Annotated in this window: 12 protein-coding genes; 4 read left to right on the top strand and 8 right to left on the bottom strand. The window is 71.1% G+C overall.

Going from position 1 to position 13,400, the window contains the following annotated elements; translation table 11 throughout:
• The first annotated feature begins 119 nt into the window (after positions 1-119).
• A complete protein-coding gene (locus D7X99_RS39580) occupies positions 120-917 on the top strand; it encodes an ABC transporter ATP-binding protein (RefSeq protein ID WP_121782267.1) in 798 nt (265 codons plus the stop codon).
• An 89-nt stretch (positions 918-1,006) separates the two neighbouring features.
• The gene (locus tag D7X99_RS39575) at positions 1,007-1,948 is read left to right on the top strand and encodes a hypothetical protein (RefSeq protein WP_147476396.1); all 942 of its coding nucleotides are present in this window, start codon (positions 1,007-1,009) and stop codon (positions 1,946-1,948) included.
• Between the two features lie 27 nt (positions 1,949-1,975).
• Here D7X99_RS39575 and D7X99_RS39570 read toward each other — a convergent pair whose 3' ends face one another.
• The 3 genes from D7X99_RS39570 to D7X99_RS39560 form a co-directional block, all read right to left on the bottom strand.
• Positions 1,976-2,890: a CPBP family intramembrane glutamic endopeptidase gene (locus tag D7X99_RS39570; protein ID WP_233614115.1), complete on the bottom strand. Its 915-nt coding sequence runs from the start codon at positions 2,888-2,890 to the stop codon at positions 1,976-1,978.
• Positions 2,891-3,045: 155 nt separating this feature from the next.
• Entirely contained in the window at positions 3,046-3,690 is a 645-nt protein-coding gene (locus D7X99_RS39565) for a M23 family metallopeptidase (RefSeq protein ID WP_120580842.1), read from the bottom strand.
• Positions 3,690-4,556, bottom strand: a complete 867-nt coding sequence (locus D7X99_RS39560) for a PD40 domain-containing protein (RefSeq protein ID WP_121782265.1) — start codon at positions 4,554-4,556, stop codon at positions 3,690-3,692. The genes D7X99_RS39565 and D7X99_RS39560 overlap by 1 nt, the downstream gene beginning before the upstream one ends.
• Positions 4,557-4,717: 161 nt before the next feature.
• Between D7X99_RS39560 and hflX the strand changes: the two genes are divergently transcribed.
• Positions 4,718-6,175: a GTPase HflX gene (hflX, locus tag D7X99_RS39555; RefSeq protein WP_121782264.1), complete on the top strand. Its 1,458-nt coding sequence runs from the start codon at positions 4,718-4,720 to the stop codon at positions 6,173-6,175.
• Between the two features lie 3 nt (positions 6,176-6,178).
• Here hflX and D7X99_RS39550 read toward each other — a convergent pair whose 3' ends face one another.
• Positions 6,179-6,985, bottom strand: coding sequence for a hypothetical protein (locus D7X99_RS39550; protein WP_121782268.1), 807 nt, complete (start codon positions 6,983-6,985; stop codon positions 6,179-6,181).
• Positions 6,986-7,285: 300 nt separating this feature from the next.
• Positions 7,286-8,989: a R3H domain-containing nucleic acid-binding protein gene (locus D7X99_RS39545; protein ID WP_121782263.1), complete on the bottom strand. Its 1,704-nt coding sequence runs from the start codon at positions 8,987-8,989 to the stop codon at positions 7,286-7,288.
• 343 nt (positions 8,990-9,332) lie between these two features.
• Here D7X99_RS39545 and D7X99_RS39540 point away from each other — a divergent pair, with 343 nt between their 5' ends.
• The gene (locus D7X99_RS39540) at positions 9,333-9,815 is read left to right on the top strand and encodes a response regulator (RefSeq protein WP_121782262.1); all 483 of its coding nucleotides are present in this window, start codon (positions 9,333-9,335) and stop codon (positions 9,813-9,815) included.
• Here the strand turns inward: D7X99_RS39540 and D7X99_RS39535 are convergent.
• The 3 genes from D7X99_RS39535 to D7X99_RS39525 form a co-directional block, all read right to left on the bottom strand.
• Positions 9,749-10,339, bottom strand: coding sequence for a GNAT family N-acetyltransferase (locus D7X99_RS39535; RefSeq protein ID WP_121782261.1), 591 nt, complete (start codon positions 10,337-10,339; stop codon positions 9,749-9,751). The genes D7X99_RS39540 and D7X99_RS39535 overlap by 67 nt on opposite strands.
• 37 nt (positions 10,340-10,376) lie before the next feature.
• Positions 10,377-10,568: a hypothetical protein gene (locus tag D7X99_RS39530; protein WP_121782260.1), complete on the bottom strand. Its 192-nt coding sequence runs from the start codon at positions 10,566-10,568 to the stop codon at positions 10,377-10,379.
• 106 nt (positions 10,569-10,674) lie between these two features.
• The coding region (locus D7X99_RS39525) for a CHAT domain-containing protein (RefSeq protein ID WP_121782259.1) at positions 10,675-13,400 on the bottom strand (2,726 nt) is incomplete at its 5' end.

The raw sequence follows: 13,400 nt of genomic DNA, 5'->3' as shown, positions 1-13,400 counted from the left end.
GGCCTGCTGGCGTTGGGGCTGTGGGGCCTGGGGATGCGCCGTGCGCGCCGGAAGCGGGGGAGCGGGCAAGCGTGAATCCAGAGCGGCCGGCAGGGCGTGCGCGGTAGGCTTCCGGGGCGATGAGTGACGCGAGCCGTGAGCCGGCGCCGAAGCTGACCCTCGAGGTGCGGGACCTGCACAAGTCGTTTGGCGGGCAGCCCGCGCTCCGGGGCGTGGACCTGGTGGTGCCGGAGGGCACGACCTGCGTGCTGATGGGCGTATCGGGTTCGGGCAAGACGGTGCTGATGAAGCACATCATGGGCCTGATCCGTCCGGACCGGGGCGTGGTGTTGGTGGAGGGCGAGGAGGTGGCGAAGCTGGACGAGCCCAAGCTCAACCAGATGCGCCGCAAGCTGGGCATCCTCTTCCAGGCGAACGCGTTGTTCGACTCGCTGAACGTCTTCGACAACGTGGCGTTCCCGCTGCGCGAGCGCACGAAGATGTCCGAGCCGGACATCGCCAAGACGGTGAACGAGACGCTGGGGAAGGTGGGCCTGTCGCACGCGGCCACGCGCTTCCCGGGAGAGCTGTCCGGCGGCATGCAGAAGCGCGTGGGCTTCGCGCGCGCGACCATCCTCCAGCCGAAGATTCTCCTCTACGACGACCCCACGGCGGGTCTGGATCCGCTCACCACGGCGGCGGTGAATGAGATCATCACCACGGGCAAGCAGCAGCTGGGCGCCACGTCGCTGGTGATTACGCCGGACGTGGCCTCCGCCTTCGGCACGGCGGACAACCTGGCGCTGATGCACGAGGGCCAGGTGGTGGAGTACGGCCCGCCGGACCACTTCCGTCAGTCGCAGCACCCGGAGGTGAAGGCCTTCCTGCGCAACTGGCTGCGGCGGCGCTCCGCGCAGACCCAGACACCGCAGGCCTGACAAGGATTCAAGTATGCTGCGGGAGCCCGAGGGCCGGCGGGTTCGTGATGGAAGCAGGAGTCCGCATGTCTCGCGGCAGGTTGCGTCCCGTGTTCAAGCGTCTGTGGTTGCTCGCGCCCGTCGCCACGTTGGGGTTGGGGTGCTCCTCGACGTGGGGCTGTGATTCGGATGAGAACTGGGAGCAGCAGACCTTCCCACTTCCCGCCACCCTGCGTGACGGGAGCGTCCCCACGCAGGACACCTCCTGTGAGGAGTTGTGCGAGGCGCTCGGGGCCAGGACGCCCTGTGCTCGCGTCCAGGGGACCGAGGTGGGGGAGGACGGCGGCGTCATCGAACAGGTGAGCTGCGAGGCCCACTTTCTCTGCGAGGGCCGGAGGCCGGAAGGACTGTGCAGCGACGGCGCGGTGGCTTCGGAGACGCCCGCGCTGGGAGCGCTTTTCGCGAGGATGGCGCACCTGGAGGCCGCGTCCGTGCCGGCCTTCGAAAGGCTCGCGGACGAGCTGGCCGTGCACGGGGCCCCGGAGCACCTGGTGCGGGCCGCCAGGCGTTCAGCGAAGGACGAGGTCCGTCACGCGGAAGCGATGGAGTCGCTGGCCCGCCGTCACGGAGCCCCGATGCCGGAGCTGAAGGTGGAGCCTTTCCGGGCCCGGTCACTGGAGTCGCTCGCCATCGAGAACGCGGTGGAGGGCTGCGTGCGGGAGACCTACGGCGCGCTGCTGGCGGGTTGGCAGGCGAGGAGCGCGGAGGACGCGCAGGTGCGCGAGTCCCTGGGCACCATCGCCCCGGACGAACTGAGGCACGCGGAGCTGTCGTGGGCCATCGACGCGTGGGCGCTGGAACAGCTGTCCCCGGACGCCCGCGAGCGAGTGAATACGGCCCGCCGTGAAGCCTGGCGCGAACTGGAGCAGGACGCGGCCTCCAGCCACCTACCGGACGAAGTGGCCCGCCACTCAGGGCTGCCCTCCGCGGAAGTGGCCAGAGAGCTCGTAAGGGAGCTGGCTTCCGAGCTGATGCCCGGAGCGCTGGCGTAATCAATTGCACATGCGCCGCTCCTCTCATCAGAGGGGCGGCAGCTTCTCCAGGAACCCCGAGCGCGACAGCCACAGCATCAGCGCGAAGCTGATGGTGTTGAAGGCCGCGTGCGCCACGATGAGCGGCAGCAGCCGTCCCCGGTACCAGAGGACGAAGCCGAACCAGGCGCCCATCACGAACGTCTGGAAGACGGCCAGCGTGCCCTCGTAGAAGTGCCCCACGGAGAAGAGCACCGCGGCACCCAGGATGGCCGGCACCCAGCCTCCCAGCACCACCTTCAGCCGAGGCACCAGGAAGCCCCGGAAGACGAACTCCTCGAAGCCCGTCACCACCACCATGATGGCCGCGAAGGCCGGCACGCCCAGCCCCGTGTCCAAGAGCGCCGCCGCCACGCCCTTGCGCGCCGCCAGCTCCGCGCCCGCCAGCTTCAACGCCACCGCGACCGCCGCCAGCGGCACCGACGCCGCCAGGTGCACCACGTACGTGCCCACCAGCACCCCCCCGCCCAGCAGCAGCTCGCGAGCCCAGCCCTCGCGCACCAGCCCCACCTGCGCGGGTCCCTGACCGTCACGCCACAGCAGCACCGCCACCAGCAGGCACATGCCCAGCGCCCGGATGACCAGGGGCGCCATGGACAGCGAGAAGCCCTTCGTCATCTCCGCGTCCGACGCCACCCACGCGCCCGCGCCCGCGCCGCCCAGCGCCACCACCAGGCCCAGCACGCCCCACCACGCGCCACGGCGCGAGGACTCCCACGGCCGCAGGAGCATCAGCCCCCACGCCAGCAGCGCCAGCTCCACGGCCACGGCGGCCCCTCGGCCCAGCCGGGCCACCGAGGAGGGCCCCAGCACGGCGAAGAACACGAACGCGGCCTCCGCCAGCGCCTGGCGCTTCGCAGGGGCGTTCTCCAGCAGGACGGCGACATCACCACGAAGCACCACGGGCAATTCCTTCCGGCGCCACGGGGGAGAGGCCCGCGGGTTCCCTGACACGCTAACGACTTCGCCCCGGCGCTCCCGGTTTTTCATCCGCGCGACGCCCGGTTCAGGACGGGAGGGCCTTCCCTGGCCTCTCCCGTCCCGACAGGCCCCGCGGCCTACTGGCAGGTGATGCCGGGAAGCCCCCGGTACGCGCCCTGCGAGGTCCAGCGCGTGTAGGGCGTGCCGCAGGAGCCCGCGTAGGGGTCATCCGTGCCGTAGCCCGGCACGTAGTACTCGAAGTGCAGGTGCGGTCCCGTGGAAGCGCCGGACGAGCCCACGCGCGCAATCCAGTTGCCGCAGGCGAGCGTGGTCCCCCGCGCGAACTGCTGCGTGTATGCCTTCAGGTGCCAGTACCAGGTCTGCGTGTTGTCCGGGTGCCGCATGATGATGTAGTTCGCCGTGTAGAGGCCGCACGCGGCATAGGGATTGGACTGGTTCCAGTAGTTGCACCGGTCGTAGTACCCGTCCACCGACGCCTCGACGTAGCCCCGGGCGGCGTTCATCGCCCAGACGCCGTAGTCCATCTTCGAGAACCCGCCCACCAGCGCGTAGTCCGTGCCCGTGTGGCCGCTGTAGCGCACGCCACCGCAGGCGTAGTCCCGGCCGCCGTAGTCCTTGTATGCGCTCACCGTGCAGCCGCCGTTGCCGCATTGATCCGCGAGCTGCGACGCGGGGAAGCGGAACATCGTCTGCGCGGAGGAGACCGCCGGAAGCGAAAGCAGCGCGAACGCCGCCACCACCATGAGCCGCTGAAGGCGCATCACTTCGCACCTCCCACGTCCGCGGCCGCGTGGCCGGTGCGCACGTTGAGCGTCCAGAACACGCCGCCGCCCGCGTTGTAGCGGAGCACGTCCTCGCTCACCCACTCCATGTGGTGGCTGGAGACGGGCGGGGGCACGAACTCCTTCGGCGGGCCGCCGAACAGCATCCAGTTCTCCAGGCCCACGTTGGTGAGCTGCCGGGGCTCCGCGCCTTCCACCGTCGTGACGAAGAACGACGCCACGCTCGTCCGGCCCGACACGAACACCACCGTCTTGCCGTCCGGGGAGATGCTCGGCGTCGCGTCCACGCCCGGGCCGTCCGCCAGCACCTTCACGCGCCCCTTCATGTCGATGATGCCCACCGCCGTCTCATGCGGGCCCGGGGCGCCCGTCTTCAGCGTGGCCACCAGCGCGTCCCCCTTCGCCGTGGGGAACAGGTCGCCGCCCACCTGCTCGGCGAGCAGCCGCTCGCGGCCGTTCGCGTCGCGCAGCCGCAGGGTGCCCTCGCCGTCCAGCAGCGCCACCTCCTGACCCACGATGCGCGCCTCGCGGTACTTGAACTCCGGGGCCACCACGCGCACCGCGCCGGTGTCCTCGGCGTACCGGACGATGGCCAGCAGCGGGAGGTCATCCGTCCCCAGCGGCTCCACGGGGATCTCCGCGACGATGCCCGCCAGCATCTCCCGGCCCTGGCCGAAGAGCTGGACGAAGCGAGCCTTGGGCCCGAAGGCCTTCTCCACGGCGGGGACCAGGCTCTCGCGCGCCTTCGTCACGCGGCGCAGGTCCGCCGGGTTCGGAGGCGCTTCCGCGAAGGCGGAGCCGCCTACCAGCGTCATCACGGTGAGTGCGAGGAATCGATTCTTCATTTCACTCCGGGGGATGGGGAAGACCGCGACGGGAGCGCGGTGACGAGGTTGTCTCAATGTCTGGGATTGAGTTGCTTTTAAACTGGTTATTCAAGAATAAGCGGAAAATTGAATGAGCGATGCAGAGGCACGGCCGGGCCCGGCGTGTTACGAGCCCATGCATGGCGAAAACCCTTCCCGAGCGCCCACGCGCCGTCCTCGTCGGTGTCCAGCTTCCCGGGGTGACGGATGAAGCGCATGCCGCGGACCTGGCGGAGCTGAAGCGGCTGGTGCACACGCTGGGCTTCGACGCGGTGGCGACCGTGTCCCAGCGTAGGCAGCGGCTGGCCACCGGCACGGTGCTCGGCTCCGGCAAGCTCAAGGAGCTGTCCGAGCTCACCGGCGGCTCGGGCGTCATCCCATCCGGCGCGCAGGGCAAGACGTCGAAGGCGCGGGAGAAGTGGGAGGCCGAAGCCGACGCGGAGCCCGAGGACCCGGTCGCTCCCGGCGACTCGGACCCGGACGGAGCCGGAGCCGAGCCCGACGAGGACGACGACGCCTTCCCGGACACGGACGCGGAATCAGACGCGGACGCGGAGGCCACCGCCGTCGAACCGGGCCCCAGGCCCACCGTGGTGGTCGTGGACCACGAGCTGTCCCCCGGCCAGCTGCGCAACCTGGAGCGCGCCACGGGCGTGCAGGTGCTGGACCGCGCGGGCGTCATCGTGGACATCTTCCACCGGCACGCCAAGAGCCACGAGGCACGCATGCAGGTGGAGATCGCCCGGCTCAACTACCTGGCCCCGCGCCTTCGTGAATCCTCCGGAGGCAGTGAGCGCCAGCAGGGCCGCGGCTCGGGTGACTCGGCGGTGGAGCTGGACCGCCGCAAGATTCGCGACCGGCTGGCGGAGCTGCGCGAGGGCCTGGCCGCCATCCAGAAGGACCAGGACCACCGCCGCTACGCGCGCCGGGACCAGCTGCGCGTGGCGCTGGTGGGCTACACGAACGCGGGCAAGTCGTCGTTGATGCGCGCGCTCACGGGCAGCACGGTGCTGGTGGCGGATCAGCTCTTCGCCACGCTCGACACGACGGTGCGCGCGATGCAGCCGGAGACCCGGCCGCGCATCCTCGTCTCCGACACGGTGGGTTTCATCCAGAAGCTGCCGCACGACCTGGTGGCGTCCTTCCGCTCCACGCTGGACGAGGCGCTGGAGGCGTCGCTGCTGCTCTACGTGGTGGACGCGTCCGACCCCACGTGGGCCGCGCAGCTGGAGGTCACCCGCACGGTGCTCCGGGAGATTGGCGCGGACGTGGTGCCGGGCAAGCTGCTGTTCAACAAGGTGGACCGGCTGGACGCGGCGGTCCAGGAGGCGCTCCGGGCCGAGCACCCCGAAGCCATCTTCCTGTCCGCGCACCGGCCGGAGGACGTGGCCATGCTTCGCCGGGAGGTCATCGCCTTCTTCGAGGCCTCCATGGTGGAGGCGGACCTGGTGATTCCCTACGCACGGCAGGCCCGCATCGGCGAGGTGTACGAGCACACCACCGTGGTGTCCCAGGCCTACGACGAGACGGGCAGCAAGCTGCGCGTGAGGGGTTTGCCGGGCGCCATCGCCCGGCTCACCCGGTCGTTCCAGGAATAGACCTCAGCGCACGACAGGCACGGTCACCGGGTCCTTCTCGTCCACGGTGACCTCCACCTTGCCCACGCGCCACAGCACGGGCTGGAACGCGAAGTTCAGGCGGTGCCCGTCCGCGGTCTCCACCAGGGCCGTGCCCTCCTTGGGCAGGTAGTTGCCCACTTCATATTCGAGCGACGTGAGCGTGATGCGGTCCGTCCCGTTCGGCCCCGTCAGCTCGCCCGGACCGTCGAACACCAGTGACGTGCCGCCGATGATGGGCAGCCCGTCGCGCTTCCCCACGGTGCTGTTGATGGAGAAGCTGTGGCCCTGGCGGCCGGGCACCTGGCCCTCGACTTCCGCGAACAGGCGCGTCTCGTCCGAACACGTGCCGTAGCCCACCTTGGCCTGGAGGGTCTGGCCATCCACGGCCAGCTCGCGCAGGTCCGCCTTCATCTCCATCAGGTCCTCGCCGCCGCGGTACTCCAGCACCGCGCGTCCGGTGAAGCGCAGGCCGTGCACGTCACAGGCGGACGGGAAGGACACGACGACGGAGTCGGTGACGGCGTCCACGGCCTGCACCCGGAAGGTCGCGCAGGTCACCGAGGCGCTCAGCCCCTCCACGGCGCGGTTCAGGAAGGAGCGCCGGGGCTCGCCGCACGTGTACACGGGCATCAGGCCCAGCATCTCGAACGCGCCCCGCACCTGGTGCGTGGAGGCCGCCAGACGCTCCACGCGGGCCTTCGCGTCGTCTATCTCCTCCTGCGTGGGCAGGTTGTCCCCACAGGCGGTGGTGGCGAGGGCGGCGAGGGCAGCGAAGGCAATGCGGCGCATGAAGGTCTCCGGAAAGACGGTGCGGCTCCCCCGCGCCATCGCGGAGGACCGTACCCCGAGCCTTCAGCAACCATCGTGCCCCCTCAACCCCGCGAAACCCCAGGGAAAGGGGCTCCCATGACCCCATGCGCGTGTGCAGTGAGCTGCGCAACCAGGGGCGGAGCTGTCCGGGCCCGCCCGGTCCAAACCTGTCCGACAGTCGGACAAGTTCGCGCGGTCCACCCCCCGCCGGCCCCGGTCCAAAACCTGTCCGACAGTCGGACAGCTTTCCGCGGGTCGCCGCCGGAGGGGCGGCAGCGCTCAGGTCCGAGGGGGCTGGGAGATGCCTTCGTCCGAAGGAGAGGCTTCCGAGTCCTCGTCATCCCCGGTCTCTTCGTCCGCGGCCAAGGAGTCGTCGTCCTCCAGGTCGTCATCCGGCTCCAGCGCTTCCACGTCCTCCGGCGCGGTGTCGGACGCTTCTGTCAGGACGGTGCCCAGCGGGTAGAGGACCAGATGGCGCACAGGCTCGCTGCCCACGCTCACGGCCTCCAGGTGGTTCTTCACGACCAGGGTGTGCTGCAACTTCCGCAGGCGCGACGGGCGCGGCGCGAGCGACAGGCTGATGCCCTCCGCGAGCACGCGCTGGATGGCCGCCTCCACGTCCGTGACCGCGGCGTGCACGTCCGCGGGGTCCACGCCCTCCAGCAGGTGGAACTCCGTGCGCAGCGCGCGGCGGATCTCCGTGGCGCTGTTGCGCTTGATGGCCAGCACCCGCGCTCCCACGCGCTCGGCCGCGCGGCGCAGCCGAGGCGAATTCGCGCGGCTTCGCAGCGTGAGCACCACCTCCGCGTTCTCCGGACGGCCCACCACCACGGCCTCCACCGGCAGGTCGCGCAGCACTCGCTCCAGCAGCTCGCGGCTCACCGCGTGCGCGGCGATGCGCGTGGGCCCGGGCCGGGGCGCACCCAGCGCGGGCGTCCCCTTCGGCACGCGTCCTCCCGGAGGCGTGGCCTCCACCACCCGCGGCGCGGCCTCCACGTGCACGGCGCCGTCCTGCTGCCGCCGCTTCTCGCCGCCCACCTCCACGCCCGTGAGCAGCCGGTCCACCGCGCCGCCTGTGTCGCGGTGCACTCGCACCTCGTCGCGGTTCACCATCTCCACCACGATGTCGAAGGTGGGCGTGCCCTTGCGCTCCGTGACGGTCTTCTGCGTGCCCCGGCGCCGGGCCTCGTCGTCGCTCAGCGTGACGGTCTGCACGCCGCCCACCAGGTCGGACAGCGTGGGGTTCAGCACCAGGTTCTCCAGCGTGTTGCCGTGCGCCGTGGCCACCAACTGCACGCCGCGCTCCGCGATGGTGCGCGCGGCGGCGGCCTCCGCGGCGGTGCCAATCTCATCCACCACGATGGCCTCGGGCATGTGGTTCTCCACCGCCTCGATCATCACGTCGTGCTGCCGGTCCGGCCGGCTCACCTGCATGCGCCGAGCACCGCCGATGCCGGGGTGCGGGATGTCCCCATCGCCGCCAATCTCGTTGGACGTGTCCACCACCATCACGCGCTTGCCCAGCGCGTCCGCGAGCACGCGCGCCACCTCGCGCAGCTTCGTCGTCTTGCCCACGCCCGGCCGCCCGAGCAGCAGCAGGTTGCGACCGGACTCCACCAGGTCGCGCAGCATGTCGATGGTGCCCTGGATGGCGCGCCCCACGCGCAGCGTGAGCCCCACCACGCGGCCCTGGCGGTTGCGGATGGCCGACACGCGGTGGAGCGTGCGCTCGATGCCCGCGCGGTTGTCGCCGCCCACCTCGCCCACGTGGGCGAGCACCGCCTGGAGCGCCTCCTGATCCACGGGCGCTTCGGACAGTCGCGCCACCCCGTGCACCAGCCGCGCCTCCGGAGGTCGCCCCAGATCCATCACCACTTCCAACAGCTCCGCTTCAGGCAGCCGCCGCACCGCCTCCTGGAGCGACGGCGGAAGGACCGCCACCAGCAGGGCGAAGTCATTGTTGGCGGGAGTTCCAGAAGCCATCCCCCAAAGCTGCCTCGCCTCGCCTGGCCGCGCACGGCTTTGCGTGAAGGGTGAAACGAGGCGCCGGCCGGGCGCTGGAGTGTCCGGTTTCCCACCCTCCCCGCTCACCATTTTTCACTCACAGTGACATATCGGGGTCAGGGTCACCCCTGCGGCATAGGGCTCTTTTTCCCCACCTTCGCGCGACATTGAGACCCGGAATTCGTACTCAAAGTACGGGCATCCCAGGTCTTCAGGCCTAGGGGCATTGTGCATGAATACAGGTATGGCGTATATTGCACAGCATACCTGGACGTAATGCACTTCAGACCTTTCCCCCGAGGTCTTGAAAGGCGGAGACGCGATGGCGGAAGGCAAGTTGAAGGCGCTTGTGGTGGATGATGACCCACTCGTGCTGGAGCTGGTGGAGCGCTCCATCAGCCGCTACGGCTTCGAAGTCGTCACCACGCGTGCGGCGCTGGGCGTGGCCAACCTGCTGCGGACCGAGCAGCCGGACATCGTGCTCCTGGACGTGAACATCCCGGCGCTGAGCGGCGACCGCATCCTGGGCGTGGTGCGCCAGTTCGCGGGCCCGGACACGCTCTTCATCCTGTACTCGTCCATGGACGAGTCTCGGCTGCGCGAGCTGGTGCGCGCGTCCGGCGCGGACGGCTACATCCCCAAGGGTGTCACCGGTCCGGAGCTGGCGCTGAAGCTGTCCGGCCTGCACCACAAGCGGATGGCGAACCGCCCCACGCCGGTTCGCGCGGATCCGGTGCTTCAGCGCGACGTGTCCGCGCCCCAGTCCCAGAGCACCACGGCCCAGGTGTCGATGGCGTCGCGGTAGGTGTGGACGGTCTCGAACCCGACCCGCGCGTGCGCGCGCAGGGAGCGGGTGTTGCGCACCGAGACCTCGGTCACGACGCAGTCGAAGCGCGAGCGAAGCTGCTCGCGGTGCTGGTGGTAGAGCGCGTCGAAGAGGCCCATCCCCCGGTGGGCCTTGTCCACGCACACCTGCCCCATCACGTAGAAGCGCTGGTCCTTCAGCGGCCGGCCCCGGTGCTCGAGCCCTTCGAGGAGCGCGAACATCGGGTCCAGGACGGGGACCCACGCGCGGCACTCGCGGGGCATCACCAGCGCGTACGCCACCACGTCGGAGCCCTGGAGGGCGATGATGCTGGGCGCCAGCGCGTGCATGCGCAGAAGCGTGGGCAGGTCGTGCTGGACGGTGACGAAGCCCTGGGCGTGCTGCTCCTCGGGAGACAGCGCGGGAGGCAGGTTGCGGCGCTGCAGGGCCAGCACCTGCTCCAACTCTGGCTCCAACGCCTCGCCGGACTGCACGGCCCTCACGACGTACGGATGCGACGGCATGGCGCGGGAGCATAGGCCCGCGCCACGCCTTTGAGCGTCAGCGATTGAATCCTGCCGGCCCCGGCGGAGGCTTGTCCGGCAGGTCGCTGTGGAACTCTTCGCGCAGTTCCCCCGGCGCCACGGGTGCCGCGTCCACGCCAGCGGGGCCCGGGGGCGGCTTGTCCGGGAGATCGTTCTGGGGCTTGTCCTTCCCGGGGGCCTGACCAGCACTGTTCCGACAGTTCTTCATGTCCGTCCTCCTGAAGGGCCGCCGCGGGATGGGCGCTTCCGGTTTGCGTGCGGCTCCTTCTTGAAAACGTGCTGGGTCCGGTTCTTTTAAATGACCTTACGGGTCGTCATTCGAACAGGAGCACGTCGTGCACCCAGCGGTCGCCGGGGGAGGCCTGGAGCCAGGCTTGCCGCTCGTCGCGCAGGGCCACGCTGGGCACGGCGCCCGCGTGGATGCGCTCGCGCACGTCGTTGAAGAAGCGGCCCGCGGTGTCCGGGATGTCCACCGTGGCGGCCAGCACCGCGCGCGCCCCGGCGTCGAGGAAGGCCACCGGCAGGCTGAAGGACTCGTGCGAGAAGGGCGCGGTGCGCGCGGCGCCGCATGCGGCCAGGAACACCAGCGGTGCCTTGGAGAGCCCGTGGGCGCGCACCTGGTTGGCGGTGAGCGCGTACCGGCCATCCCGCTCCGGGGCCAGCATGAGGAGCGAGGCGTCCGACAGCTCCGGGCTGAACACGCCGTGCGTGTGGATCTCCACCTCGGTGGCGGTAGCCATCGCCTCCAGCACGCGCGATGGCGTGGCTCGCGCGCCCTCCAGCATCACGCGCCGGGCGTCTTCCCCAGGGGGCCGCGACATCGGAGGCAGACGTGGAAGGCCCAGGGCCGCGGGCGTGTCCACGTTGGAGACGACCAGGTGCGCGCCGCTGTCCACCGGCGGAAGAGGGCCCACGGTCGCGTGGCCCACCCGGTAGCTCCAGGCGATGTCCGGCGGCAGCAGCCGGGGCAGGCCATTCACGGGAGGCAGGGCCAGCACCTGCACCTGCTCACACCCGCGCAGCGCTTCCTGCAACGCGGGCGGGACCAGCCCGGAGGCGTCCTGTCCGAGCGGCGCCGTGCGCGTCTGGGTGAAGTCCCCGTGCACCGCGCCCGAAGGGCCACGCGCCACCGCGAGCGTGCGCTCGTGCTGCACCGACACCGCGAGCACGCAGCGCTCCGGCACCTCGGTCACCTGGAACTGTCGGCCCGCGAGGGCGAGCGCCTCCACGAACGCGCCCGTGCGTCCGGCGTCGGAGATGAGCGCGGCGGAGGCGCGGGCCTGGGCGCGGCGGGCGTACACGTCGCCGGGCCACTGCTCCGCCTGCGTGAGGGCGCTCCGCAGCAGGGCGCGTCCAGCGGTGGGGTCGCGCTCCAGCTCGAACTCGCCCTGGATGGAGTCCAGCAACGCGCGTTCACCGGGGCGAGCCTGGCCCTGTCTCAGTCCGGAGAGGGCACGGGACAGCGCGTCAGCCGCGCCGGGCATGGGGCCGAAGCGGGCCAGGTCCGCGAGCACGCCCGCGCCATTCAACCCCAGCGGCAGGCCGGACTCCATCGACTGCTCCAGGTGCTGACGGGCCTCGTCCACGCGGAAGTCCATCCACGCCAGGGTGGCCAGGTTGCGGTGCACGTAGTTGAGCTGCGTGCGGTCGTCGGGCACGCGCGCCAGTGACTCCCTGAAGTACGCGCTCGCGGTGGGGGCGACGTGGTGGAAGCGCGCCACCTGCGCCAGCTCCTGGAGGAACAGCCGCTCCTGCTGCCATTCTCCCTGCTTCTTCGCCAGCTGCCAGCCCCGCAGCGCGTGTGCGTGGGCCTCGGCGGGGCGGTGAAGCTCGCCCAGGTACATGTCCGTGAGCCACGCGTGCAGGTCGGCGCAGCGGTAGTCCAGCCGCTCCGCCTCGCACGTGCGCAGCGCCTCCCGCACGCGCGCCTCCGCCTTCCACCACTGGCCGTCGCGCACCTCCTGGTTGGCGCGCTCGCGTTCGGCGATGAGGTGGAACCACGGGTCGCCCAGTCCGTCCGCGGCGCGGGCGAACGCCGCCACGTCCACGGGCCGTCCCGCCGTGAGCTCGTACCCGAGCGCGCCCACGTACAGGTCGTCCTCGCCGGAGCGCAGCAGTGTCTCCAGGAAGGCCGGAGGGAAGGGCGTCCTGCCGCGCACGGACCGCGCGTAGTCCCGGGCGAGCGGTTCGCGCTTCTGGAAGTCCCGCGCGGCCACGCGGGTGACGGTGGCGTGCAGCACCGCGCCGCCGCCATAGGCCCGGTCCAGGGTGTCCGCCAACGGCAGCAGCCGCAGCGCCGCGTCCTTCGAGGGTGCCGCGCGGACCGCGTCGTAGAAGGCCAGCCGGACGATGCCTGGAAGGTTCGCGGCCTCCTTCAAAGGCAGCGGCGCGTTGGAGTCCGCCATCAGGTCCTGCGTCGCCGCGAAGGCCTGCTTCCAGGCGCGGCCCCGGGCCAGCGTCTGTTCCCGCAAGAGGCCCGCATGGGTCCGCGCCTCCGCGCTCCAGCCGGGCTCGCCCAGCTTCGCCACGGCGTCGAAGGCATCCGCCGCGAGCAGGGGCAGGTCCAGGTTCCGCAGGACCAGCGCGTGGTTCCACAGGGCCTGTGGATGGTCTGGCCGCTCGCGGAGCACGTCCTCCAGCACGGCCAGGGCCTCGTCGAGCGCCGTCTGTTCGGAGGCCCCGGCATGGGCCAGCGCCAGCGCCACCGCGCGGTCGGAGCCCACGTCCGGGGAGGCGGCCGCGTTGCCCAGGTAGTTCAGGGCCTGCCGCGCGTCGCCCGCCAGCAGGTACGCGGAGGCGATGCCCCGCCAGTCCTGCCGGTCCTCCATCCGGGCCAGCTCCCGCAGCGGCAGCGGCGCCGCCGCGGGAACCCCTCCGCGCATGGGCACGTAGGGGCGGTGTCCATCCAGGGGGACGGAGGTCAGCCGGGCCTCCAGGGGCCGGGTGGGCTCCAGCGCGGACCACGGCGAGGGGGGCTCTCGCGTGACGCGCGCCGACCCGGCGCTCACGGCGGCCAGGGCCAGGGCGAACGCCCCCAGGT

This window comes from Corallococcus sp. AB032C (genome assembly GCF_003668935.1).
GTDB classification, from domain to species: Bacteria; Myxococcota; Myxococcia; order Myxococcales; family Myxococcaceae; genus Corallococcus; species Corallococcus exiguus.
The sequence above is the reverse complement of the archived record's forward strand: the minus strand, read 5'-3'. Positions and strand labels throughout refer to the sequence as shown.

Coding starts and splice junctions, on each gene's coding strand:
- D7X99_RS39580 (WP_121782267.1), top strand. CDS start 120: ATGAGTGACGCGAGCCGTGAGCCGGCGCCGAAGCTGACCCTCGAGGTG.
- D7X99_RS39565 (WP_120580842.1), bottom strand. CDS start 3,690: ATGCGCCTTCAGCGGCTCATGGTGGTGGCGGCGTTCGCGCTGCTTTCG.
- D7X99_RS39560 (WP_121782265.1), bottom strand. CDS start 4,556: ATGAAGAATCGATTCCTCGCACTCACCGTGATGACGCTGGTAGGCGGC.
- hflX (WP_121782264.1), top strand. CDS start 4,718: ATGGCGAAAACCCTTCCCGAGCGCCCACGCGCCGTCCTCGTCGGTGTC.
- D7X99_RS39550 (WP_121782268.1), bottom strand. CDS start 6,985: ATGCGCCGCATTGCCTTCGCTGCCCTCGCCGCCCTCGCCACCACCGCC.
- D7X99_RS39545 (WP_121782263.1), bottom strand. CDS start 8,989: ATGGCTTCTGGAACTCCCGCCAACAATGACTTCGCCCTGCTGGTGGCG.
- D7X99_RS39540 (WP_121782262.1), top strand. CDS start 9,333: ATGGCGGAAGGCAAGTTGAAGGCGCTTGTGGTGGATGATGACCCACTC.
- D7X99_RS39535 (WP_121782261.1), bottom strand. CDS start 10,339: ATGCCGTCGCATCCGTACGTCGTGAGGGCCGTGCAGTCCGGCGAGGCG.
- D7X99_RS39530 (WP_121782260.1), bottom strand. CDS start 10,568: ATGAAGAACTGTCGGAACAGTGCTGGTCAGGCCCCCGGGAAGGACAAG.